This window comes from Acidimicrobiia bacterium, assembly GCA_040881685.1.
Lineage (GTDB): Bacteria > Actinomycetota > Acidimicrobiia > IMCC26256 > PALSA-555 > SHVJ01.
In genome coordinates, this window is record JBBECS010000017.1 from 32,432 (window position 1) to 55,046 (window position 22,615).

Genomic DNA, 22,615 nt, shown 5'->3' on the forward strand with positions numbered 1-22,615 from the left:
CATGAAGACCAAGCTCCCGGTGACCGTGGACGATGTGCGAGCGGCCGCGGCGCGCATCGAGGGCGGCATCGTGCGAACACCATGCTCTCCGTCGCGGACCCTCTCTGCGATCACCGGTGCCGACGTGGTCGTGAAGTTCGAGAACGTGCAGTTCACCGCCTCGTACAAGGAGCGAGGCGCCTTGAACCGGCTCCTGCTGCTCGACGACGCTGAGCGCGCTCGTGGGGTGATCGCATCGTCCGCGGGCAACCACGCGCAGGCGATCGCCTACCACGCCACTCGACTCGGCATGCCCGCAACGATCGTGATGCCCGAGACAACCGCGTTCGTGAAGGTCGAGCGCACGACCGCGCTCGGCGCCACGGTCGTCCAGCACGGTGCCAATGTCAGCGAGTCGGGTGTCCATGCGCGCGGAATTGCTGAGCGCGACGGGCTGGTGTTCGTACATCCGTTCGACGACCCGATCGTGATCGCCGGCCAGGGAACGCTCGCACTCGAGATGCTCGCCGACCACCCCGACCTCGAAGCGATCATCGCGCCCGTCGGTGGCGGCGGGATGCTCTCGGGGATCTCGCTCGTGGCGCGCGACATCGCCCCTGACGTGGAGCTCATCGGTGTGCAAGCAGAGACGTGCCCGTCGATGGTTTTGGCCCTGGCGGGCGAGGCGAAGCCTGCGACCTGCGAGACCGTGGCCGATGGCATCCAAGTACCGGAGGCAGGGAAGATCACCCGCGAGATCGTGAGCGCGCTGGCTGACGACGTGATCACCGTGAGCGAGGCAAGCATCGAGGAGGCGATCAGTCTCTATCTCGAGATCGAGAAGACGGTCGCCGAAGGTGCCGGCGCAACCTCTCTCGCGGCGCTGCTCGAGCACGGCGACCGCTTTCGTGGTCGCAAGGTCGGCATCGTGCTGAGCGGGGGCAACCTCGACCCACGCGTGCTCGCGACCGTGATCACGCGCTCCCTCGCGCGCACCGGGCGACTGAGCCACCTCTCGGTCGACCTGAGCGACACACCTGGCGCGCTCGCCAGATTGGCCACCGTCATCGGCGACCACGGAGCGAACATCGTGGAGATCGAGCACCGCCGCGATCTGCCATCGCTCCAACTGCGCCGCGCACGCCTCGAGGTCACGATCGAAACTCGAAACCGTGCGCACGTCGACGAGATCATCGACGCGCTCGAAGTTGAAGGATGGCCGGTGCATCTGGAGGCGATCGCGGGCGTGCCACCCCTTCTCTGTTAGAGCTGGGTTCGCCCGCGCTCCACGATGGCGTCGCGGCGCTTCGCCACTTCCTCGGCGTTGATGCCGTCGGCGAGCCAAGCGCGGTTCACCTGCTTCTCGACCTCCCAGGCGTCCTCGTACACGCTGGCGGCGATCTCGTCGTACGTGCGGAGCATCCGCCGCGTACCCACCTGGTCGTTGCCGGCCACGGCCTTCGCGAGCTCGCGAGTGAACGGCAGCAGCTGGTCGTGCGGCACCACGTGGTTCACGAGACCCCAAGTGAGCGCCGTGTGCGCGTCGAGGAAGTTGCCGGTCGTGCTGAGCTCGCGGGCGCGGCGCACCCCGATCGACTCGACCAGCAGCACGGTCAGACCCCATCCCGGCATGATCCCGACGCGCGCGTGCGTGTCGGCAAAACGGGCGTGCTCCGACGCCACGAGAAAGTCGCAGTTGAGCGCGATCTCGAAGCCGCCGGTGATCGCGGGGCCATTGATCGCGCCGATGAGCAGCTTCGTGCGGGGCGGGAACGGTCCCCGGAACGGATACATCCCATACTCATCCCGCCGGTATGGGTCGTCCGGGTCCTCCTTCGTCGCGCTGAACATCGACGCGGACTCGGACCCGATCTCCTTGAGGTCGGCACCGGCACAGAAGGCAGGATCAGCGCCGGTGAGGATCATCACGTCGACGTCGGCGCGCGCCTCGAGATCGCCGACCGCGCGCGCCAATCCCAACCCCATCGCCCCGTTGACCGCGTTACGGCGATCGGGCCGGTTCATCGTGATCGTCGCGACGCGTTCCTCCACGTCGACGAGGACGACGTCGCTCACCCGTTCCACCCGTAGATCCGCGCTGCGTTCACTCCGAGGACCGCCGCCTTCTGATCGGCATCGAGATCGTCACGGTCAGCGATGTGGCGCACCGTGTCCGGGAACTCGGCGTCCCAATGGGGGTAGTCGCTCGCATAGACGACCGAGTGCACCCCCAACCCGGAGAGCGCATGCGGGAGATGTTTCTCACCTTCGCAAGAGATCGCGATGCGTCCGTCGGCGAAGTACTCGCTCGGGGCCTTCGCGATGTTCGGCATCTCCTGTGGACGCTTCTCCCAATGCTCGTCGAGGCGCTCGAACATGTACGGCCCCCAGGCCGCACCGGCTTCGAGGAAGAGCGCGCGCAGCTTCGGGAACCGGTCGAGCACACCACCGCACACCACGGTCGACGCGGCGAACATCACGTCGAACGCGAACTCGAGTGCATGCAGCGTGGCGTACGTGTCGACGAACTTCGAGTAGCAGAAGCGCGGCCCGCCGGCATGGAACCCGATCGGTGCGCCGAGCTCCTCGGCCAGCGCGTAGAGCGGGTCGTTCTCGGGGTCGTCGGGATTCCGTTCGAACACCGCGCACGGCACGGTGATCGAGACGAAACCGAGCTCCGTGATGGCGCGTCGCGCCTCGTCCACCGAATCGGGAATCGAGCGCAGCGGGAGCACCGGCGTGCCCTTGAGGCGCTCGGGTGCGACCGAGCAGTACGCGGCGAGCCAGTCGTTGAATGCGCGGCAACACGCGATCGAGAGATCAATGTCGGTGATCGAGTACAGGCCGAGTGCCGCGGTCGCGTAGAGGATCGCGACGTCGATGCCTTCCTCGTCCATGTCGACCAGCCGCGCCTTGGGATCCACGCCGCCGTCGCGCTTGAGCGACGCCTCGACGATGCCCTCCGGCACCCACGCACCACGTCCGGTGCCCGGTGGGATCAGCCGCCCCTCGAACTCGTAACGGGTCGTGCCGCGCTCGTCACGGGCGATGCGGGGCCGGCGGTCCATGAAGGCCGGGTCGAGATGCTCCTCCCACAGGGAGTCCGGCTCGAAGACGTGCCCGTCGGCGTCGATGACTTGCGGCGTCACGACTTCAGGAGCTCCGGTGCGCGGGCCTCGACCATGCGACGTATGCCGTCGCGCCATGGCACCTCGGCTTTGCCGATCAGCTCGTGCATGCGCGTGAGGTCACAGGTGACACTGCCGATCGTCTTGTCGGTCTCCTCGAACTTCGGCTCGAGTCCCGTGAGCTCACCGAGGTAGGCGCACCACTCCTCGATCGTCGCCGGGTCGCCGGCCCAATTCACGATTGTCGCGGGAATGCTGGCCGCTTTCAGCAATGCCGGGACCTGACGAATGAGGTCGTCCTCGTGGATCGGGTTGTAGCGGTTGGGCTTCTCGGTGTGGATTTGGATCGGCGCGCCCGACTTCATGAAGAGCAAGTGGTACCAGGGCCACCCGCCATTGTCGCCGTACGGCACGTTCAGCCGAGCGATCGTGGTCCGGATTCCGTGCTCGCGCGCGGCCGTGCGGACCACGGCTTCTGCCGCGATCTTGGCCAGGCTGTACGTCGGCATCATCACGCGGTGGTTGTCACCGAGCGGATCAGTCTCCTTCAACGGGTGATCCGGCCCCTGGTGCTCGTACACACCCGTCGTCGAGCAATGCATGACGGCCTTTGCCGCGCGGCAGTGCGACATGAGCAAGCCGACAGCCTCGGCGTTCGCCGCGATGTCGCGGTCCCAATCGTCGTTGCCGCCCCTGGCGACTGCGAGGTTGAGCACGTAATCGAAGTCGTCGGGCAAGTCCGAGAAGTCCGTCGTCGACAGGTCGGCCGTGACACACGTGACCCCGGCAACGTCGAGCTGTTCGCGCGCCGCAGCGTCAGAGAACCGCGCCACGCCCCACACATCGTTCGTCTGCGCCAGTGCGAGCGTGATCGGAAGCGCGACCTGCCCTGTGGGTCCGGTCACCAGGATCTTGCTGCCCGTCAGACCCTTCGCCACTACTCCCCCTCAGCGGGACGCCACGTGGGTACTGCGACGCCACCCTCCACGTCGCGCCACACGAGCTCAACGTTCAGCCCGATGCGCATGTCCGACAGCCGGGTGTCGACCATCGCGCCCACCAGGCGACACGCGTTGGTGTTGGGAAGTTCCACCACCGCGGGTACATACGGCACCGAGTCGGCAACATCGGGCAGCAATGGGTGCCAGACGATCGTGAAGCTGTAGACCGCGCCACGACCGTCGTGCTCGACCCACTCAATCTCTTGCGCTCGGCATTTCCAGCAGAACGCGCTCGGCGGCAGTCGGAAGGTGCCACACGCAGTGCAACGCGGCACCACGAGTCGATGGTGAGCGGCCGCATCCCAAAATGGCTGCGTCCAGACATCCGGCGTAAGGCTGATGATGCGCTCGTCCGGCAGCTTCGCCACCTGGTCGGCGTCGTATGCCGTGCTCACCCGGTTTCCTTCGTCAACAGCAGCCCGCTCACAGGGATCGAGGCCGGGCCGCCGGTCGCGAGCGCCACCTCGCAGCCCTCGACCTGGTTCACCGCGGTGCCCCTGATCTGTTCGACGGCCTCTCGCACATGCGTCATGCCGATGATGTACGCCTCGGACAGGTTGCCGCCGTGCGTGTTGACCGGCAGCGAGCCGTTCGGCCAGCGGATCGCGCCCGACTCCACGAACGGACCCGACTCCCCGATCCCGCAGAAGCCGTAATCCTCGAGCTGCATCAGCACCATCGGCGAGAAGTGGTCGTAGAGCAGCGCCACATCGACGTCGGACGGACCGAGGCCGGCCATCTCGTACATCCGCTTCGCCACGGGACGGTGGCCCGACGACGCGTACTCCTCGTCGGGCATCCCCATCCACACGATCGCCTGGCCCCATCGCCCGTTGCCGCCGTGGGCCGACGCGCGCACATAGGCCGGGGGGTGGCGAAGATCCTTGGCCCGTTCGGCGGTCGTGGTGACGACGGCGACCGCGCCGTCGCACTCGAGGCAGAAGTCGTAGAGACACAGCGGCTCGGCGATGAGCCGGGCATTGAAGTAGTCGTCGAGCGTCAGCGGGTTCTGCATGATGGACGTCTCACGCTTGATGGCGTTCTCACGAGTCGAGATCGCGACCTCGGCCAGGTGCTCGCGCTTGGTGCCATACAAATGGAAGTGACGCTGCGTGAGCACCGCGAACATCTGGCCCGGGCCCATCAGGCCCGCCGGCTGGATGAAGTTGCCTTCCGGTGATGGCGGCGCCGAGTACTGCGCGCCGGGCTTGCCACGCGGCGCGTACGACGCGCCGAACCGGCTCGCCGCCTGCTGGAGCGTCATGAGGCTCACCACGCACTCGGCCATGCCCGAGCTGATCGCTGCGGCGGCGAGCCCTACTGAACCCGCTGCACCACCACCGCCGCCGGTCAGCGTGGCGGTGAAGCGCACCTCGGGGATGCCGAGCACCTGCGCGAACAACGAGGTGTCGCCGCCGAGGCCCATCGAGTACAGCGCGAGCCCATCGACGTCGTCGATGGTGAGCCCGGCATCCTCGACTGCCGCGAGCACTGCCTTGCCCGCGAGCTCGAACGGGGTCTGCGGAAGCGAGCGCCCGCGCTTGTAATACGGCGTGGAACCCACGCCAACGACGGCGGCCTTGTCTTGGAGGGTCATGGCGGGGGCATCATGTCACGCACCCCGAAGCGAGCGGAGTGGATGGAGCGAGCGTGGGCGAGCGGAAGTAGCGGAGCGGGAGCGGAGGAAGGCGAGTGGACGAGGCACCCGTTTGGGCCAAGCGCGACGCGGCCGTCGTGTGGCACGGGTTCACGCAGATGTCTTCCTACACGGAGAGCACCCCGATCGTCGTCGACCGGGCCGACGGGCACGAGCTCATCGATGTCGATGGCAAGCGCTACCTCGACGCGGTCTCGTCGTTGTGGGTGAACACGATCGGGCACCGCGTGCCCGGGCTCGACGACGCGTTGCGCGAGCAGATCGAGCACGGCGCGCACTCCACGATGCTCGGCAACGGAAACCGCGTGGTCATCGAGCTGGGCGAGGCGCTCGCCCCGCTCGTACCCGTCGACGATCCACACTTCTTGTTCGCCGGTGACGGCGCGTCGGCGGTGGAGCAGGCGCTCAAGATCGCCTTCCAGTACTGGGCCAACCGTGGCGTCGACGGGCGTACGACGTTCCTCGCTTTCGGTGGGGCGTACCACGGTGACACGATCGGCGCGCTCTCGGTCGGGGACGGCGGCTTCGGTACCGACCTGTTCGACCCGTTGCGCTTCCCGGTGATCCGGGCTCCGCAGTTCGCCGACCCCGACTGCTTCGTCACCGCGGCGCGGATGGTCGCCGAGCACGCGCACGAGCTGGCCGCAGTGATCGTCGAGCCGCTGGTCCAGGCGGCGGCCGGGATGCAGATCGCACCGTCCGGCGCGTTCGCCGTGCTCGGTGATGCGTGCCGGGACCATGACGTGCTCCTCATCTGTGACGAGGTGGCGACCGGCTTCGGGCGCACGGGCACGTTGTTCGCGTCGGAGCAATGCGGCGTGCGCCCCGACCTCATGGCGCTCGGCAAGGGACTGACGGCCGGCTACCTCCCGCAGTCAGCGACAGTCGCAAGCGGTCGCGTGTTCGACGCGTTCCTCGGGCCCGACCTGTCGGAGAAGACGCTGTATCACGGCCACTCGTACGGCGGGAACGCACTCGCCTGCGCGGTCGCGCTGCGGCACCTCGAGCTGATCGACGCGCTCGACGTGCTCGCCAATGTGCGCGCTCGCTCTGCGGATCTGCACCGGCTTCTCGACGCCCGGATCTCATCGCGACCCGAGGTGCGCGACGTGCGGCTCCACGGTCTGATGTGCGGCGTGGAGCTCGCGCCACCCGCCCTCGACTTGAAGTGGGACCGGCGGCTCGGCCGACCGGCCCCACAGGAGATGGAGCCCGCGGAGTCGACAGGGATGATGGGGCGACGCGTCTGCGCGGCGGCGGTGCGCAACGGCGTGCTCCTGCGTCCGGTAGGTGATGTAGTGGTCATCATGCCGCCACTGACGATCACGACCTCCGAGCTTGAGCGCATCGTCGAAACCCTCGAGGCGTCCCTCGACGAGGTGTGCGCATGACCCTAACCCCGGTTTTGGCGTCGATAGCTGTCGCATATCGACACTCTGCGACGCCAAAACTGCAGTTGCCATGACGTGGCGCGAGTGGGCGGACGGTGAGACGGCGGACATTCACGCCGCCGGGCAATGGCGCGCGCCGCGCGACCTCGATGCCGCGGGTCCCGAAGGCAAGCTCGCGCCAGACGGTCGGCCGGTTGTGTCCTTCGCGTCGAACGACTACCTCGGGCTCACGCAGCATCCGTCGGTGATCGCGGCCGCCCATGCTGCGCTCGACCGGTGGGGCACCGGAGCAGGGTCGGCGCGGCTCATCGTCGGCTCGCGCCCGATCCACTCCGAGCTCGAGCAGGCGCTCGCGGACTGGAAGCACATGGAACGAGCGGTGCTGTTCCCAACCGGCTTCGCCACCAACCTCGGCGTGATCACCACCTTTGCCGGCCCCGGCGCGTTCGTCGTCTCCGAGGAGCTGAACCATGCGTCCATCATCGACGGCTGCCGTCTCGCGCGCGCCGAGGTCGTCGTGTCGCGCCACGCGGACGCGGCCCACGTCGAAGATCTGCTCGGTTCGTCGAACGCCGAGCGCAAGGTCGTCGTCACCGACTCGGTGTTCTCGATGGACGGAGACGTCGCCCCGATCGATGACCTGACCGAGATCTGCGCGCGACATGGCGCGCTGCTGTTGGTCGATGAAGCACACGCGGTACTCGGGCCGAGTCCCTCGTACGAGGGCGTGGACGTGATCCGAATCGGCACGCTGTCGAAGACGCTCGGTGCGCTCGGCGGGTTCGCGGCTGGGCCGACCAACCTGTGCGATCTCATCGTCAACCGCGCCCGCTCGTACATCTTCACGACCGCGCCCACACCAGCCGATGCCGCGGCCGCGATGGCGGCGCTCGCGGTTTTGCGCTCGGTGGAAGGTGACACGCTGCGAGCCCGACTGGGCGCGCACGTCGAGCGCCTCCGCCCTGGCCACCCGTCGCAGATCGTGCCCGTGGTGATCGGAGAAGAGCGCGCCACGCTCGACGCGGCAGCCGCGCTGCTCGAAGAGGGGATGCTCGTGCCAGCGATCCGGCCCCCGACCGTGCCGCCGGGAACCTCTCGACTGCGAGTCGCCCTCTCCGCAGCCCACACCGACGCCCAGGTCGACGCGCTGGGGAGCGCGCTCGAACGACTCGCGTCATGACCCGCTCCATTGGTCGACACCGCAAGCGGCGTCTCCTCCGGTGACCGACGTCCACGCCGCCCGTCACCGGCCCCGTGGTCTGGTGCTCGTCTCGGGGACCGGCACCGGCGTGGGCAAGACCTTCTTTGCCGCGGTCACACTTGGCCTGCTGCGCGACCGCGGGTTGCTCGTCGCGGCGCGCAAGCCCGTGCAGTCGTTCGACCCAGGTGAGAGCCCGCTCGACTCCGAGGTGCTGGCCGCTTCGACGGGAGAGGAACCCGGCGTCGTGTGCCCGACCCACCGCAGCTACGAGCGCTCGCTCGCGCCACCGATGGCCGCCGAGGCACTCGGACTGCCCGCGTTCACGATCGGCGAGCTCGCGTCGGAGATTCAATGGCCCGACGGCGTGGTGGTCGGGATGGTCGAGGGCGCGGGTGGACCGCGCTCTCCGCTCGCGGCCGACGGCGACACCGTTGACCTTGCACGGGCGATCGCGCCCGACCTGGTCGTCATCGTCGTCGATGCCGGACTCGGCGCGATCAACGCGGCGAGGGTCAGCGCGGAGCCTTTCGAGGCGCAGCCTGTGGTCGTGGCGCTCAACCGGTTCGACGACGCCGACGACGTGCATCGTCGCAACGCCGACTGGCTGGGGCTGCGCGCCGGCCTCGATGTCGTCACCAGCCCGACCGAGCTCGCGACCCGCGTCGCTCCCTAACGACCTCGACGGTCGAGTGCGCGCAGGGCCACACCGGCCGCGGGGAGATACGCGCCGCGCAGCCGATGGAGCGGGATGGGTCGGAACTTGAGGTGAGCGAAGGCGGGCGGTGGCTCCTCGTCGACGAGCCACGCTGCGGCGCGCGCGCCGAACCACGTGGCCAGCGCGATCCCGGTGCCGTTGCAGCCGGTCGCATACGCGGCGCCGTTCAATCGGCCGAAGTGCGGGAGTCGGTCGAGGGTGATCGCGACGTACCCGCCCCATGCGAACTCGATCGTTGTGCCCTCGAGCTGCGGGTGGATCCGCACCATCTCGGCATACAGCAGATCCCTCGCGCGGGCCACGCTCATCGGTGCCAGGCTCGTGCGACCGCCGAACACCATGCGCCCATCGGGTGACAGCCGCCAGTACGCGAGCAGGTGCCGAGTGTCGAACACCATCCGCTGGTTGGGGATGAGCTCACGCGCCACGCGTTCGTCCAGCGGCGCAGTCGCGATGATGTAGCTCCCCACGGGCAGCACGCGTCGGGCCAGCGGTGCCAACACGGCGTCGACGTACGCGTTCGTGGCCACGAGCACGTCACCCGCGTGGAGAACACCGCGCGTGGTGGCGACCCGCCAACCACCGCGCGATCGCCGCTCGAGCACCTCGGCCGCAGTCCGGTCGTGGAGCTCGGCCCCCGCGCGGCGCGCGCGACGCACCAGGCCGGCGTGGTACTTGGCCGGCTGGATGCCCGCAACGTCGTCCATCACGAGTCCGGCCACGTACTCGCGCGAGCCGATCTCGCTCGAGAGCTCCTCGCCGGGCACGAACCGGGCGCCGGCCTCCAGGTCGTCGACCCACTCGCGCTCGGCCTCGCGAAGCCCGTCGACCTGGGCGTCGTGGTGCGCGAGCAACAGGCCGCCGCAACGCTGGTAGTCGCAGTCGATGCCGTCTTCCTCAACGAGGTGCGCGACCAGCTCGCACGCTTCGAAGACCGACATGGCGAGCTCGCGACCGAGGTGTCCGTACCTCCGGGTGAGCGCGCGCACACCGTGCTTGAGCTCGGGAATCACCATCCCCCCGTTGCGCGTGCTCGCGCCCCCCACGCCCAGCTCATCGGCTTCGAGCACCACCACGTGACGGCCGCGACGGGCCAGCTCGGCACCCGCGGTGAGTCCGCAGTACCCGCCACCGATGACGACGACGTCGGCATCGGCCGGCAGCGCGGACCGCTCCCCGGCGCTCGGGCGCTCGAAACCCTCGTGCCACAGCGGAGACTCGCGGTAGCCGGGTGCGAGCGGCGCCGCGGGGCGGGATGCCATCCGCGGGGATCGTAGGCCTCGCGATCCGCACTCGAACCGGGGGCAGACACCGGAATCCGCAACCAGCGCCGCCCGCTCGTGCGGATTCCCTTGCGAGCCTGAAAGGGGCGCGCCATGCTCGGGCCATGTCACGGTCCAGCGACGCCGCGTCCACGATCGTCCTCGACGAGGTCGACAAGGCGCTGATCGAAGCGCTCCAACAGGACGGTCGCCTGCCGTACACACGCCTGGCCGCCGAGGTCGGCTTGTCGGAGGCGGCGGTGCGCCAACGGGTGCAGCGGCTCATCGAATCGGGCGCAACCCAGATCGTCGCCGTGACCGACCCGATGATGCTGGGGTTCCATCGCATGGCGATGGTCGGCATCCGCGTCGAAGGCGACGTGCGGTCGGTCGCCGACACCATCGCCTCGATCCTCGAGGTGGACTACGTCGTGATCGTGAGCGGCTCGTTCGATCTGCTCGTCGAGGTCGTGTGCGAAGACGACGACCACCTGCTCAGCCTGCTCAACGACAAGATTCGTTCCATCCCCGGTGTGCGCTCAACGGAGACCTTCACGTACCTGCGGCTCTCCAAGCAGACGTATGCGTGGGGGACACGATGAGTGCGCCAGCCGGACGCGACGCAACGGAGCTGAGCGACCTCGCCCGCCGGCACCTCTGGATGCACTTCTCGCGACTTGGTGCGTACGGCCCTGGGCACGAGGTGCCGATCATCGTTCAGGGCGAGGGGTGCTACGTCACCGACGCGCACGGCAAGCGGTACCTCGACGCGCTGTCCGGCCTCTTCACCGTGCAGGTCGGCCACGGCCGTCCCGAGCTCGCCGCGGCCGCGGCGCGTCAGGCCGAGACGCTCGAGTACTTCCCGATCTGGACGTATGCCCACCCGCCGGCGATCGAGCTCGCGACGCGCCTCGCCGAGCTCGCACCGGGCAACCTCAATCGCGTGTTCTTCACGAGCGGTGGATCGGAGGCCGTGGAGTCGGCGTGGAAGCTCGCCCGGCAGTACTTCCGCGTGCGCGGTCAAGAAGGTCGGTACAAGGTGATCGCGCGCGACGTCGCGTACCACGGCACCACGCTCGGAGCGCTCGCGATCACCGGTGTGCAGGCGTTGCGCGCGCCGTTCGAGCCGCTCCCCGCGGGTGCCATCCACGTACAGAACACCAACCGCTACCACCACCCGCTCGGGGATGACGAGCCCGCCTTCCTCGACGCGGTCACGGGCGCGATCGAAGACGCCATCGTGCGGGAAGGACCCGAGACCGTCGCCGCCGTCTACCTCGAGCCGGTGCAGAACGCGGGCGGATGCCTGGTGCCACCCGAGGGGTACTTCCCGCGCGTGCGCGAGATCTGCGACCGGTACGGCGTATTGCTCGTCTCCGACGAGGTGATCTGCGCGTTCGGGAGGCTCGGCGACTGGTTCGGCGCGCAGACCTTCGACTACCAGCCCGACATGATCACGATGGCGAAGGGTCTCACGAGCGGGTACTCGCCGCTCGGCGGCGTGATCTGCAGCGATCGCCTGGCCGAGCCGTTCCTCGAGCCGGGCGTGTCGTTCCTCCACGGCATCACGTTCGGCGGGCACCCGGTGAGCTGCGCGGTTGCGCTCGCCAACTTCGACATCTTCGAGACCGAGGGCCTGCTCGACCATGTGCGCGCGAACGAGGCGGGCTTCCGGGAACGGCTCGACGGTCTGCGAGACATCCCGATCGTCGGTGACGTGCGCGGCATGGGGTACTTCCATGCCATCGAGCTCGTGCGCGATCCCGCGACGAAGGCGTCGTTCACGAGCGAAGAGTCCGAAGAGCTCCTGCGCGGCTTCCTGTCGCCTCGGCTCTTCGATGCCGGGCTCATCTGCCGCACCGACAACCGCGGCGACCCGGTGGTCCAGCTGTCGCCCCCGTTGATCGCGGGTGACACCGAGCTCGACTTCATCGAGGCGACGCTGCGGACAACCCTGACCGAGGCTTGGGAGAAGTTCTGCGCATGAGCGGTCCGTTGACGGTTGGTGTGCCGCGCGAGGTCAAGGAAGGCGAGCACCGGGTGGCGGTCACACCCGACGGCGTGCACGAGCTGGTCGCGGCGGGTGCACCTGTGCTGGTCGAGGCCGGAGCCGGACTCGGGTCGTCGATCACCGACGATGACTACCGCCGGGCCGGCGCCGAGATCGTCGACGGCCCCGGACCGGTCTGGGAGCGGGCCGAGCTCGTGCTCAAGGTCAAGGAACCCCAGAGCACCGAGCTCGGCAAGCTCCGACCCGGCGTCGTGCTCTTCACCTACCTGCATCTCGCGGCGTACCCGGAGGTGGCGACGGCGCTGCTCGAGCGCAAGGTGACCGGGGTCGCGTACGAGACCGTGCAGCTGGACACCGGCGCGCTCCCGCTCCTCGCGCCGATGAGCGAGGTCGCCGGACGCATGGCGCCACAGATCGGCTCGCACTTCCTCGAACGCGACCACGGTGGGCGCGGCGTGCTGCTCGGCGGTGCACCAGGCGTTCGGCCGGCGCGCGTCGTCGTCCTCGGCGCGGGCAACGTCGGATGGAACGCCGCGTGGATCGCGCAGGGCATGGAGGCCGAGGTGCTCCTGCTCGACAAGAACCTCGACCGGCTGCGCTGGGTCGACCAGATCCACAAAGGCCGGATCATGACGCTGGCCAGCAACCGGGGTGCGGTCGAGCGCGCGGTGGCCGACGCCGACCTGGTGATCGGCGCGGTGCTGGTGCCGGGAGGTCGCGCGCCGGTCGTCGTGACCGACGCCATGGTTCGCACCATGAAGCAGGGCGCGGTGATCGTCGACTGTGCCGTCGACCAAGGTGGGTGCGTCGAGACGATCCACGAGACCACGCACGCCGAGCCGGTGTACGAGCTGCACAACGTGCTGCACTACGCGGTGGGCAACATCCCCGCCGCTGTCCCCCACACGTCCACGTACGCGCTGACCAACGCAACGCTTCCGTACGCGCTCGCGCTCGCCGCACACGGCGTCTCCGATGCCGTCGCTGCGGATCAAGAGCTCGCCGCAGGAGTGAACACCGTCGCGGGCAACGTGACGAATGCGACCGTCGCCGAGGCGATCGGCCAGTCGTTCACGCCACTGGCCGACGCGCTTGCCGCCTGAACGCCCCATGCGCGTTCTCCTCGTCGGCGCCGGCGCAGTCGGCGAGTGCATCGCCGCTATCGCGGCCCGGCGCGAGTTCGTCGAGACATTGGTGGTCGCCGACCGCGACGAGGCGCGCGCCGCCGAAGTCGTGGGGAAGATCGGTGACCCCCGCCTCGTCGTGCATTCGATCGACGCTCGAGACCCAGAAGCCGTCGCGGCCAAGGCCCGCGACGTTGGTGCCGACGCCGTACTGAACGCCTGCGATCCCCGCCTGAACGTGCCGATCTTCGACGGCGCCTTCCGGGCTGGCGCGACGTACGTCGACATGGCCATGACGCCGTCGATCCCCCACCCGACCGATCCCTACCGACTGGTCGGCACACCGCTCGGTGCCGAGCAGTTCGAGCGCAGCAGCGCGTGGGAGGACACCGGCCTGCTCGCGATCGTGGGGATGGGGGTCGAGCCCGGGATGTCGGACGTGTTCGCCCGCTACGCGGCCGACCATCTCTTCTCGTCGATCGACGAGGTCGCGGTGCGCGACGGCGCCGACCTCGAAGTCGACGGCTACGAGTTCGCGCCGACGTTCTCGATCTGGACGACGATCGAGGAGTGCCTGAACCCGCCCATCGTCTACGACCAGGCACACGGTGGCTTCTTCACCACCGAGCCATTCTCGGAACCGGAGATCTTCGACTTCCCCGACGGCATCGGGCCGCTCGAGTGCGTGAACGTGGAACACGAGGAGGTGCTCCTCGTTCCGAAGTGGATCGACTGCAACCGCGTCACCTTCAAGTACGGGCTCGGTGACGAGTTCATCAACGTGTTGCGCGTGCTGCACGCCGTCGGTCTGGACCGCGTCGAGCCGGTGCGAGTCGGCGACGTGGAAGTGAGCCCACGCGACTTGGTGGCCGCGTGCCTGCCCAACCCTGCGCACCTGGGCGACCGGATGCGGGGAAAGACCTGCGCCGGCACGTTCGTGACCGGCGCCGGCCTCGACGGCACGCCGCGTGCGACCTACCTGTACCACGTGGTCGACAACGCGGACTCGATGGCCGAGTACGGATGCCAAGCCGTGGCGTGGCAGACCGCGATCAACCCGGTGGTCGCGCTCGAGCTCGTCGCGGCGAGCACGTGGTCAGGCGCGGGTGTGCTCGGGCCCGAGGCGTTCGACGCCGTCCCGTTCCTCGACCTGCTCGCTGAGTACGGCTCCCCCCATGGCATCGAGGAGCGCAGCCCGTAACGCTTCAAGCCCGCCGAGCGATGGTGATGATCTCCGGGCTCGTGTCGGTCAGCGGTGAGCGGTCCCAGTCCCCGAACTGCTCGTCGATGTGCAGACCCGCCTCGGCGAGGACCTGCGACAGCGCGTCTGCGCCGAGGAACCGCAACGTGCTCTCGCTCACTCGCGGTGCATCCCAATCGGGGCTCGTGTACGTGAGCGTGAAGCGGACCACCTCACCGTCCACTGCTTGCACGTGTTGTTCCATGCGCATCACTCGACCCGAGGAGTCGATCGCCTCGACCGCGTGCTCGGGCGTCCAGCGCTCCCACGCACGCACCAACGGGTTGCGCGTCTCGAACGCAAAACGGCCCTCGGCGCTGAGCAGCGATCGAATCCGAGCAAGGCCGTCTTGCAGCTCGCTGTCGTCCACGAGCACTTGGAACGCGTGGCCGGTCATCACGACGAGCTCGAACTCGTTCTCCCCTCTCACGGAACCGAGATCGCCGAGGACCCACTCGACATCAACACTCTTCCGCGCGAGGTCGAGCATTGCGTCAGCCGGATCGAGCCCGCAGAGGCGACCCGCATGACCCATCTCTCGGGCTCGGCGAAGCAGGAGGCCGGTCCCACACCCCACGTCGAGGACCGACTGCGCCGACAGCACGAGCGGGAGATAGAAGTCCAGGTCATCCCGCTGGTCCCATCCGCAAAACGCGTCGTACCACCGCGCAAGCACAGGATCAGCGAACAGACGGTCAACCACGGGTGGGCCGCGAGGGGATCGAACCCTCAACCTCCGGGTTAAAAGCCCGTTGCTCTGCCAGATTGAGCTAGCGGCCCGCACTCTGAGCGTACGCTCTGCGCCGCCGTGAACGACCGAGACAAGCTGCGCGCCGAGGTTGACGAGATCGTCTGGTGGCACACCATCGATCTCGGCAACGGGGTCGTCACCCCTGGCCGCGACGAGACCCCGGTGCGCTGGCCCTTGCTCGGGCTCCCGGAATCGCTCGCGGGCCTGAGCGTTCTCGACGTGGGCGCGTGGGACGGCTTTTACTCGTTCGAGGCCGAGCGTCGGGGTGCCGCGCGAGTGGTCGCAACCGACGAGTACGCGTGGAAAAATCTCGGAACCGGCCGTCGCGGCTTCGACTGCGCGCACCGGGCGCTGGACTCCAAGGTCGAAGTCCGCGAAGTGGACGTGCTCGCGCTGTCACCCGACACCGCGGGTGGCACCTTCGACCTCGTGCTCTTCCTCGGCGTGCTCTACCACCTGCGCGACCCGATCACGGCGCTCGAGCGCGTCGCGAGCGTCACCGGCGATCGGCTGGTGCTCGAGACGCACGTCGACCTCCTCGGCGTGCGTCGGCCAGCCGCCGCCTTCTACCCAGGCACCGAGCTGTACGGCGACGCGACGAACTGGTGGGGCCCGAACCTTCCAGCGCTGCTCGGCATGCTGCGAGTGGCCGGGTTCGACGACGCCACGGTCGTTCACGTGACGCCACGGCTCCAAAGGTTGCGCAACGCGCTCGGCTCACGCTTCGTTCGGGGACGGGCGCGGCACCACTTCGACCATGGCCGCGTCGTGGTGCACGCGCGGCGTCGCAAGCCCTGAGGCGTCGCGAAGGTCGACTGCTACCATGAGCCGCCCCTTCGGGGAAGGGCCCCCATCGTCCAGTGGCCCAGGACGCCGCTCTTTCAAGGCGGTAACGGGGATTCGAATTCCCCTGGGGGCACGCGGTGACGGTCGCCAGCCGTCGTCGAACGAGGTCCTGTGGTGCAGTTTGGAGTGCACGCCGCCCTGTCAAGGCGGAGGTCGCGAGTTCAAATCTCGTCAGGACCGCGGGGAGCCCGGGCTGCCGGGCCCAACCCGGCCGGGTAGCTCAGTTGGCAGAGCACGCGCCTGAAAAGCGCGGGGTCGCCGGATCGACGCCGGCCCCGGCCACCAACCACACTCTTCGCCTCGCTCACTGCGGACCGGGATACCCGGCCCGCGGCCGTTCGCTCGCTGGCGAGCGCCTACGGCGCCGCGTGTGTCACGAGGGCTCGGTCGGCTCTTCTACTTCTTCTAGGAGCTTCTTGATCTCTGCTGCTCGGAATCTTCGGTGACCGCCGAGGGTCCTGATGGCGGAGATCTTGCCGGCGCGGGCCCAACGGGTGACGGTCTTGGGGTTCACCCGGAACATCTGGGCGACCTCGGCCGGCGTCAACAGCTCGTCGGGAGTCGGCGGATCGGTCTGCGCCACGCGGCAACCGTACTCTTTTGTCCGAGTTCTCCGCTCTTGGCGCATTGCGCCCTCTCGCGGGCGCGCTCAGTCGCGTTCGATGGTGACCCGGCCGTGGCCGTCCACGATGGCCCCGACGAGCCACGCGTCATGCCCGCCGGTACGGATGGCGTCGATGGCGCGGTGCACTTCGGCGCCAGGGACGACCGCGAGCATGCCGAGGCCGAGGTTGAACACGTGCTCCATCTCGTCATCGCCGATCTCGCCCGCGGTGCGAATCACGTCGAAGATGCGCGGCTCTTCCCATCGGCCGCGCCGGATTACCGCGTCGCAGTCGTGGGGCAGCACGCGCTCGAGGTTGCCGGGAATGCCGCCGCCGGTCACATGGCACAGCGCGTGCACCTCGGAATGGCGACGCAGCTGCGCGACCGCCGGCGCGTAGATCACGCTCGGAACGAGGAGCTCGGCGCCGAGAGAGTGGCGCGCGCCGCGCCAGGCCGGTCCGTCGAGTGTGCGGCCGGCCCGCTCGAGCGCGCTGCGAGCCAGCGAGTATCCGTTGCAGCGAAGACCGGGGCTGGCGAATCCGATCACGCGGTCGCCGTCGCGCACGCCCGAGGGAAGCAGGTCGGCGCGCTCGACGACACCCACCGCGAACCCCACGAGATCGAACTCGCCCGCGGCCATCACGCCAGGGTGCTCCGACATCTCGCCACCGATGAGCGCACAGCCAGCCTTGCGGCAGCCAACCGCGACGCCTTGCACGATCTGCTCGACATGATCGGGCACGAGCTTGCCGACGGAGATGTAGTCGAGGAAGAACAACGGTTCAGCGCCGTGCGCGGCAACGTCGTCCACCGACATGGCAACGACGTCGATGCCGATCGTGTCGAAGCGCCCGACCTCCGCGGCGATCACCGACTTCGTGCCGACCCCGTCGGTCGATGACACGAGCAGCGGGTCCCTGTACGGGAGCTTCCCGAGCGAGAACAGCCCACCGAAGCCACCGATGTCGCCGACGACCTCCGCCCGGAACGTCGAGCGGACGTGCTCCTTGATGAGCTCGACCGCCTTCTCACCCGCAGAGATGTCGACGCCGGCCGCCGCGTACGTCAGGCCGTCGCCCCCACTCGCCCTGCTTCCGGCGCGACCCCGCTCGCGACGCCTCACGCGCGGCCGGTATCGACCACGGGTAGAGCCACGTCCTCCGTGCCTCGCTCGCTCTCTGCGGACCGGGAACCGGCTCCCTGGTCGACGTCGCGGGCTCCGTCTCCTGGGCGTCGAGCGGCCAAGCCGCCCGACGCCCGGTCCGCAGCCGTTCGCGCGCTGGCGAGCGCCTCCGGCGCCGCTTGTTCGAGGACGAGCTTGGCGTCGGCGAGGTCGGGGACCGGCACGGTGTAGTGGCCGGACAGGCACGCCGTGCAGAACGAGTTGGCGTCGGCACCGGTTGCCGTGATCACGCGGTCGAGTTCCAGGTACGACAGCGAGTCGACCTGGAGGAAGTCCTTGATCTCGCCGACGGCCATGTCTGCCGCGAGCAGCTCGGAGCGGCGACCGGTGTCCATGCCGTAGAAGCAGGGCCACTTGTACGGCGGCGACGACACCCGGAAGTGGACTTCCTCGGCCCCGGACTCGCGCAGCATCGCCACGACTTGGCGGGTGGTGGTGCCGCGCACGATCGAGTCATCCACGACGACGAGCCGCTTGCCGCGGATGTTCTCGCGCAGCGGGTTCAGCTTCATGCGCACACCGCCGGTGCGCAGCTGCGCGCTCGGCTGGATGAAGGTACGGCCGACGTAGCGGTTCTTCACGAGACCGTCGCCGTAGGGAATCCCCGACGCGCGCGCGTAACCCTGCGCCGCCGGTATGCCCGACTCGGGCACCGGCATCACCATGTCTGCGTCGACCGGCGCCTGGCGCGCGAGCTCCTCGCCCATCCGCTGGCGCGCCGCGTGCACACTACGGCCGTAGAGGTAGGTGTCGGGACGCGCGAAGTACACGAACTCGAAAAGACAGAGCTTGGGGTCGGGTTCCGCGAAGCGGTGCTCGCGCATGCCGCTGGCGTCGATCACGACCATCTCACCGGGCTCCACCTCGCGCACGAAGTGGGCACCCACGATGTCGAGCGCGGCCGTCTCGCTGGCGAGCACCCACCCGCCCTCGACGCGGCCGAGCACCAACGGCCAGAAACCCTTGCGATCACGCACACCGATCAGGCGCGCGTCGTCCATGAGCACGAGCGAGAACCCACCCGCGAGACGGGGGAGCACGCGCTCGAGTGCCACCTCGAGGTCGCGTCCGTCGGAGCGGGGATGGTCGGTGTACTCCTTGGCGACGAGCTCACCGATGAGCGCAGAGTCGGTCGTCGAGTCGACGTCGACCGTCGCGGCCTCGAAGCCCGGGAGCATCCCCAGCCCCTCGGCCAGCTCGATCACGTTCGTGAGGTTCCCGTTGTGCCCGAGCGCGAAGCCCGCGTCGCCGACCGACCGATACACCGGCTGCGCGTTGCGCCACGTGCTCGAACCGGTCGTGGAGTAGCGGTTGTGACCGATGGCGAGGTGGCCCTCGAGCGGCGCGAGCTGGCGCTCGTCGAACACCTGCGTGACGAGGCCCATGTCCTTGACGACGGTGATCATCTCGCCGTCGCTGACCGCCATGCCGGCCGACTCCTGGCCGCGGTGCTGGAGGGCGTAGAGGCCGAGGTAGGTGAGATGGGCCACCGGCGCGCCCGGTGCGTAGATGCCGAAGACGCCGCACGCGTGCCCTAATTGGCGATCCATCGCCCCACAAGTATCCCATGCGCGCTTCGGGCCGACAGACACGTAGCGTCAGCGGCGTGGCGACGTGTCTCTGGCTCACAGGCCGCGCCAGAGCAGGGAAGAGCACGATTGCGCGTGCGGTTGCCGACGAGCTCGGTAGGTCTGGAGCGGCGGTCGTGCTGCTCGACGAGGACGTGCGCAGCCATCTCGTCGACGGCCGAGCCCCGATCGCGTGGCTCGTGCGCGTGCTGACCGAAGCCGGCGTGACCACGATCGTGGCGTCTGATCTCCCAGCGCGCGCCGACCGAGAGCACGTGCGCGAGGCCATCACACAGTTCGTCGAGGTCTTCGTCGACGGCGGTGGTGCGACCAGCGACGACGACAGCTATGAGGAGCCGTTCGCGCCCGAGCTCCGGGTTCCGACGCACGACCGCGAGCCCACCGCCTCGATCGCGCTCGTGGTGTCGTGGCTCGAGCATTCCGGCGAGCTGCACGCAGCGGAGTAGCCGGCGGAGCGTCAGCCGGCGACTGGTGCGCCGAGCGCGTTGGGGATCGCGTCGCGCCAGGAGCGTTCGGCGTCGGCGAGTGCTACGTCGATGGCGCCTTCCACGACGAGCCGGTCGCCGCCCGCGGCACCGAGATCCACCGCGTGCACGCCAGCGTCTTCGGCTCGGCGCAACACCTGCGGCAACGGGCGCGCGTCGACGGACACGACCACGCGGCTGGCCGACTCCGAGAAGCACCACGCGGCCGCGGGGACATCGGTCTCGGGCGTGATCGTAAAGCCGACGCCACTGCCAAAGGCCATCTCCGCGAGCGCAACCGCGATGCCGCCGTCCGAGCAGTCGTGCACGCCGCCCACGGTGCGCTCGGCGACCAGATCACGAACCAGCGCGTGCACGCGACTCGCGGCGTCGAGATCGGCCTCGGGTGGCATGCCACCGTCGAACCCGTGGACCGCCGCGGCCCACTCGGAGCCGCCGAGCTCGGCGCGCGTCGCGCCGAGAACGACCAGGTGCTCGCGCTCGACGGTCCGCGGCAGGGGCGGCACATCGGACTGCTCCGCGAGGCCGACGACCGCCACGACCGGTGTGGGGTCGATGTCGGCGCCGCGCGACTCGTTGTAGAAGCTGACGTTGCCGCCGATCACCGGGATACTGAGGGCTTCGCAGGCTTCGCTGATGCCCTCGACGACCTCCTCGAACTGCCACATCACCGCGGCGTGCTCGGGGTTGCCGAAGTTCAGGCAGTTCACCAGCGCGCGCGGTTCGGCGCCCGCGCAGGCCACGTTGCGCGCCGACTCGAGCACGACCAAACGACCACCGGTTCGGGGGTCGAGTCGGCAGAACCGACCTTTGCCGTCGGTGGCCAGCGCAAGGGAGCGCGTCGTGCCCTTGAGGCGAAGGACCGCCGCGTCAGCCCCGGGACCCACCACGGTGTTGAGGAAGAGCTGGTGGTCGTACTGGCGCCACACCCACGACTTGTCGGCGATCGTCGGCGTCGCGAGCAGCGCGAGCAGCTCGTCGGAAAGGTCGGTGCCCGCGCCGAAGCGCCCCGCGAGCTCGGGCCAAGGATTGGACGCGTTCAGCGCGCGTTGCTCCGCCGGTGGCTCGAGTGGTCGCGTGTAGACCGGTCCGTCGCCGAGGCTGTCGCACGGAACGTCGGCGATCGGCGCGCGATCGGAAGAGACAGGAGGAGGCTGGTCGCCGCGCGGCGGCAAGGGGTTGGCTCCGGGAACGCCGATCGCGTCGAAGACGCCATCGAACACGCGAAAGCGTCCGTTGTCGGTCACGCGCCCGGCAACCGTCGCTCTGATCTCCCAGCGTTCGCACAACGCCATGACCTCGTCGAGGCGACTCGGCTCGATGATCGCCAGCATTCGCTCCTGGCTCTCGGACGTCATGACCTCGACCGGGTTCATGCCCGGCTCGCGCCGCGCGATGCGCGCGACATCAACGTCCATCCCCGCGCCGGCGTTGGCCGCGGTCTCAGACGCCGCGCACGACAGCCCCGCCGCGCCGAGGTCCTGCACGCCGACCGCCAGGCCCGCATCGAGCAGCGCGAGGCAGGCCTCGATGAGGCGCTTCTCCTCGAACGGGTCACCGACCTGCACCGATGGTCGCTTCGCCTCGGATCCCTCTTCAAAGCCCGCGGACGCGAGCACGCTCGCGCCGCCGATCCCGTCGCGGCCGGTCGACGACCCGAGCAGCACCGCCAGGTTGCCCTCCCCCTCGGCGCGCGCGAGCACGAGCCTCTCCTTCGGGAGCAATCCGAGGCAGAAGACGTTCACGAGCGGGTTCTCGCGGTAGCAGTCGTCGAACACCACCTCGCCGCCGACGGTCGGTACGCCCACCGCATTGCCGTAGCCGCTGATGCCCGAGACGACACCCTCGAACAAGTAGCGCGTGCGAGCGTCGTCAAGCGGTCCGAAGCGCAGCGGGTCCATGAGCGCGATCGGGCGCGCGCCCATCGAGAACACGTCGCGGATGATGCCGCCGACGCCGGTCGCCGCGCCCTGGTACGGCTCCACCGCGGACGGGTGGTTGTGGCTCTCGATGCGGATGGCGACGGCGAGCCCGTCACCGACGTCGATCACCCCGGCACCCTCACCAGGACCGACGAGCACCCACGGGGCTTCCGTCGGGAACCGGCGCAGGTGCACCTTCGACGACTTGTACGAGCAGTGCTCGGACCACATGACCGCGTACATGGCGAGCTCGAGCTCGGAAGGCGCACGACCCAGGAGCTGCTCGATGTCTCCGAACTCGTCGTCGGTGAGGCCCAGCTGCCGGTGGAGTGGCTGCGCAGGCGTCACGCGGCGAGCCTACGCATCCGCTCTCGGCGCTCCGCGCCGGGCCGCACCTCTCTACCTCGGCGAACGGCTTGCCGCGCCGCAGGGTACCTGCGGCGCCGTCGCTCGCCTCTGGTCTGCGGGTCGATTTACGGAAATGACTCGTGCCACAATTGGGAAAAGCGTGACTCCGCAATTGC

Annotated in this window: 21 protein-coding genes and 4 tRNA genes; 13 read left to right on the plus strand and 12 right to left on the minus strand. The window is 69.0% G+C overall.

The features are described from left to right. Position 1 precedes the first annotated feature (1 nt). Positions 2-1,246 (plus strand): threonine ammonia-lyase, encoded by a 1,245-nt coding sequence (locus tag WEE69_04915; protein ID MEX1144633.1) that lies wholly within the window; start codon positions 2-4, stop codon positions 1,244-1,246. Here WEE69_04915 and WEE69_04920 read toward each other — a convergent pair. Genes WEE69_04920 through WEE69_04940 form a run of 5 tightly spaced genes read right to left on the minus strand, consistent with a single transcriptional unit; the run spans position 1,243 to position 5,705 of the window. Then, a complete protein-coding gene (locus tag WEE69_04920) occupies positions 1,243-2,055 on the minus strand; it encodes an enoyl-CoA hydratase (GenBank protein ID MEX1144634.1) in 813 nt (270 codons plus the stop codon). The genes WEE69_04915 and WEE69_04920 overlap by 4 nt on opposite strands. After that, complete coding sequence (locus WEE69_04925) at positions 2,052-3,128, minus strand: amidohydrolase family protein (protein ID MEX1144635.1); 1,077 nt, start codon at positions 3,126-3,128, stop codon at positions 2,052-2,054. The genes WEE69_04920 and WEE69_04925 overlap by 4 nt, the downstream gene beginning before the upstream one ends. Further along, on the minus strand, positions 3,125-4,033 hold the full coding sequence (locus WEE69_04930) for an NAD(P)-dependent oxidoreductase (protein ID MEX1144636.1): 909 nt from the start codon (positions 4,031-4,033) through the stop codon (positions 3,125-3,127). Before WEE69_04930 ends, WEE69_04925 begins: the two co-directional genes overlap by 4 nt. Positions 4,034-4,044: 11 nt before the next feature. Next, positions 4,045-4,503, minus strand: coding sequence for an OB-fold domain-containing protein (locus WEE69_04935; protein ID MEX1144637.1), 459 nt, complete (start codon positions 4,501-4,503; stop codon positions 4,045-4,047). Next, a complete protein-coding gene (locus WEE69_04940) occupies positions 4,500-5,705 on the minus strand; it encodes a thiolase (GenBank protein ID MEX1144638.1) in 1,206 nt (401 codons plus the stop codon). The genes WEE69_04935 and WEE69_04940 overlap by 4 nt, the downstream gene beginning before the upstream one ends. A 95-nt stretch (positions 5,706-5,800) precedes the next feature. Here WEE69_04940 and bioA point away from each other — a divergent pair, with 95 nt between their 5' ends. The 3 genes from bioA to WEE69_04955 all read left to right on the plus strand — a co-directional run bounded on the left by bioA (position 5,801) and on the right by WEE69_04955 (position 9,030). Then, positions 5,801-7,156: an adenosylmethionine--8-amino-7-oxononanoate transaminase gene (bioA, locus tag WEE69_04945; GenBank protein MEX1144639.1), complete on the plus strand. Its 1,356-nt coding sequence runs from the start codon at positions 5,801-5,803 to the stop codon at positions 7,154-7,156. A gap of 70 nt (positions 7,157-7,226) precedes the next feature. After that, positions 7,227-8,336 carry an 8-amino-7-oxononanoate synthase gene (locus WEE69_04950; protein MEX1144640.1) on the plus strand — a complete coding sequence of 370 codons (1,110 nt, stop codon included), beginning with the start codon at positions 7,227-7,229 and terminating at the stop codon, positions 8,334-8,336. 40 nt (positions 8,337-8,376) lie between these two features. Beyond that, positions 8,377-9,030, plus strand: coding sequence for a dethiobiotin synthase (locus WEE69_04955; GenBank protein MEX1144641.1), 654 nt, complete (start codon positions 8,377-8,379; stop codon positions 9,028-9,030). On the opposite strand, the gene WEE69_04960 is transcribed toward WEE69_04955, so the two are convergent. Further along, positions 9,027-10,334 carry an FAD-binding oxidoreductase gene (locus WEE69_04960; protein ID MEX1144642.1) on the minus strand — a complete coding sequence of 436 codons (1,308 nt, stop codon included), beginning with the start codon at positions 10,332-10,334 and terminating at the stop codon, positions 9,027-9,029. The genes WEE69_04955 and WEE69_04960 overlap by 4 nt on opposite strands. A gap of 125 nt (positions 10,335-10,459) precedes the next feature. Between WEE69_04960 and WEE69_04965 the strand changes: the two genes are divergently transcribed. Genes WEE69_04965 through WEE69_04980 form a run of 4 tightly spaced genes read left to right on the plus strand, consistent with a single transcriptional unit; the run spans position 10,460 to position 14,670 of the window. Next, complete coding sequence (locus tag WEE69_04965) at positions 10,460-10,936, plus strand: Lrp/AsnC family transcriptional regulator (GenBank protein MEX1144643.1); 477 nt, start codon at positions 10,460-10,462, stop codon at positions 10,934-10,936. After that, positions 10,933-12,321 carry an aspartate aminotransferase family protein gene (locus WEE69_04970; GenBank protein ID MEX1144644.1) on the plus strand — a complete coding sequence of 463 codons (1,389 nt, stop codon included), beginning with the start codon at positions 10,933-10,935 and terminating at the stop codon, positions 12,319-12,321. The genes WEE69_04965 and WEE69_04970 overlap by 4 nt, the downstream gene beginning before the upstream one ends. Then, complete coding sequence (gene ald / locus WEE69_04975) at positions 12,318-13,448, plus strand: alanine dehydrogenase (GenBank protein MEX1144645.1); 1,131 nt, start codon at positions 12,318-12,320, stop codon at positions 13,446-13,448. Before WEE69_04970 ends, ald begins: the two co-directional genes overlap by 4 nt. A gap of 7 nt (positions 13,449-13,455) precedes the next feature. After that, on the plus strand, positions 13,456-14,670 hold the full coding sequence (locus WEE69_04980; GenBank protein ID MEX1144646.1) for a saccharopine dehydrogenase C-terminal domain-containing protein: 1,215 nt from the start codon (positions 13,456-13,458) through the stop codon (positions 14,668-14,670). Positions 14,671-14,674: 4 nt separating this feature from the next. Here WEE69_04980 and WEE69_04985 read toward each other — a convergent pair whose 3' ends face one another. Both WEE69_04985 and WEE69_04990 read right to left on the minus strand, forming a co-directional pair. Then, positions 14,675-15,412, minus strand: coding sequence for a class I SAM-dependent methyltransferase (locus WEE69_04985; GenBank protein ID MEX1144647.1), 738 nt, complete (start codon positions 15,410-15,412; stop codon positions 14,675-14,677). Positions 15,413-15,415: 3 nt separating this feature from the next. Then, positions 15,416-15,489 (minus strand) — tRNA-Lys (locus tag WEE69_04990). A 28-nt stretch (positions 15,490-15,517) separates the two neighbouring features. Between WEE69_04990 and WEE69_04995 the strand changes: the two genes are divergently transcribed. The 4 genes from WEE69_04995 to WEE69_05010 all read left to right on the plus strand — a co-directional run bounded on the left by WEE69_04995 (position 15,518) and on the right by WEE69_05010 (position 16,591). Then, positions 15,518-16,258: a DUF1698 domain-containing protein gene (locus tag WEE69_04995; protein MEX1144648.1), complete on the plus strand. Its 741-nt coding sequence runs from the start codon at positions 15,518-15,520 to the stop codon at positions 16,256-16,258. Positions 16,259-16,306: 48 nt separating this feature from the next. Next, a tRNA-Glu gene (locus tag WEE69_05000) sits at positions 16,307-16,379 on the plus strand. A gap of 32 nt (positions 16,380-16,411) precedes the next feature. Further along, a tRNA-Asp gene (locus tag WEE69_05005) sits at positions 16,412-16,486 on the plus strand. A gap of 29 nt (positions 16,487-16,515) precedes the next feature. After that, a tRNA-Phe gene (locus WEE69_05010) sits at positions 16,516-16,591 on the plus strand. Between the two features lie 88 nt (positions 16,592-16,679). On the opposite strand, the gene WEE69_05015 is transcribed toward WEE69_05010, so the two are convergent. The 3 genes from WEE69_05015 to purF all read right to left on the minus strand — a co-directional run bounded on the left by WEE69_05015 (position 16,680) and on the right by purF (position 19,645). After that, complete coding sequence (locus tag WEE69_05015) at positions 16,680-16,889, minus strand: BldC family transcriptional regulator (protein MEX1144649.1); 210 nt, start codon at positions 16,887-16,889, stop codon at positions 16,680-16,682. Positions 16,890-16,955: 66 nt separating this feature from the next. Further along, positions 16,956-18,035, minus strand: a complete 1,080-nt coding sequence (gene purM, locus WEE69_05020; GenBank protein ID MEX1144650.1) for a phosphoribosylformylglycinamidine cyclo-ligase — start codon at positions 18,033-18,035, stop codon at positions 16,956-16,958. Continuing rightward, a complete protein-coding gene (gene purF / locus WEE69_05025) occupies positions 18,032-19,645 on the minus strand; it encodes an amidophosphoribosyltransferase (GenBank protein MEX1144651.1) in 1,614 nt (537 codons plus the stop codon). The genes purM and purF overlap by 4 nt, the downstream gene beginning before the upstream one ends. A gap of 56 nt (positions 19,646-19,701) precedes the next feature. On the opposite strand from purF, the gene WEE69_05030 reads away from it, so the two are divergent. Then, the gene (locus WEE69_05030; GenBank protein ID MEX1144652.1) at positions 19,702-20,130 is read left to right on the plus strand and encodes an adenylyl-sulfate kinase; all 429 of its coding nucleotides are present in this window, start codon (positions 19,702-19,704) and stop codon (positions 20,128-20,130) included. An 11-nt stretch (positions 20,131-20,141) separates the two neighbouring features. Here WEE69_05030 and purL read toward each other — a convergent pair whose 3' ends face one another. Then, complete coding sequence (gene purL / locus WEE69_05035) at positions 20,142-22,439, minus strand: phosphoribosylformylglycinamidine synthase subunit PurL (protein MEX1144653.1); 2,298 nt, start codon at positions 22,437-22,439, stop codon at positions 20,142-20,144. Positions 22,440-22,615: the final 176 nt, after the last annotated feature.

What these genes read in the sequence shown, in the direction of transcription:
- WEE69_04965 (MEX1144643.1), top strand. Translation starts at nt 10,460, where the DNA reads ATGTCACGGTCCAGCGACGCCGCGTCCACGATCGTCCTCGACGAGGTC.
- WEE69_04970 (MEX1144644.1), top strand. Translation starts at nt 10,933, where the DNA reads ATGAGTGCGCCAGCCGGACGCGACGCAACGGAGCTGAGCGACCTCGCC.
- WEE69_04980 (MEX1144646.1), top strand. Translation starts at nt 13,456, where the DNA reads ATGCGCGTTCTCCTCGTCGGCGCCGGCGCAGTCGGCGAGTGCATCGCC.
- WEE69_04950 (MEX1144640.1), top strand. Translation starts at nt 7,227, where the DNA reads ATGACGTGGCGCGAGTGGGCGGACGGTGAGACGGCGGACATTCACGCC.
- WEE69_04915 (MEX1144633.1), top strand. Translation starts at nt 2, where the DNA reads ATGAAGACCAAGCTCCCGGTGACCGTGGACGATGTGCGAGCGGCCGCG.
- purF (MEX1144651.1), bottom strand. Translation starts at nt 19,645, where the DNA reads ATGGATCGCCAATTAGGGCACGCGTGCGGCGTCTTCGGCATCTACGCA.
- ald (MEX1144645.1), top strand. Translation starts at nt 12,318, where the DNA reads ATGAGCGGTCCGTTGACGGTTGGTGTGCCGCGCGAGGTCAAGGAAGGC.
- WEE69_04960 (MEX1144642.1), bottom strand. Translation starts at nt 10,334, where the DNA reads ATGGCATCCCGCCCCGCGGCGCCGCTCGCACCCGGCTACCGCGAGTCT.
- WEE69_04940 (MEX1144638.1), bottom strand. Translation starts at nt 5,705, where the DNA reads ATGACCCTCCAAGACAAGGCCGCCGTCGTTGGCGTGGGTTCCACGCCG.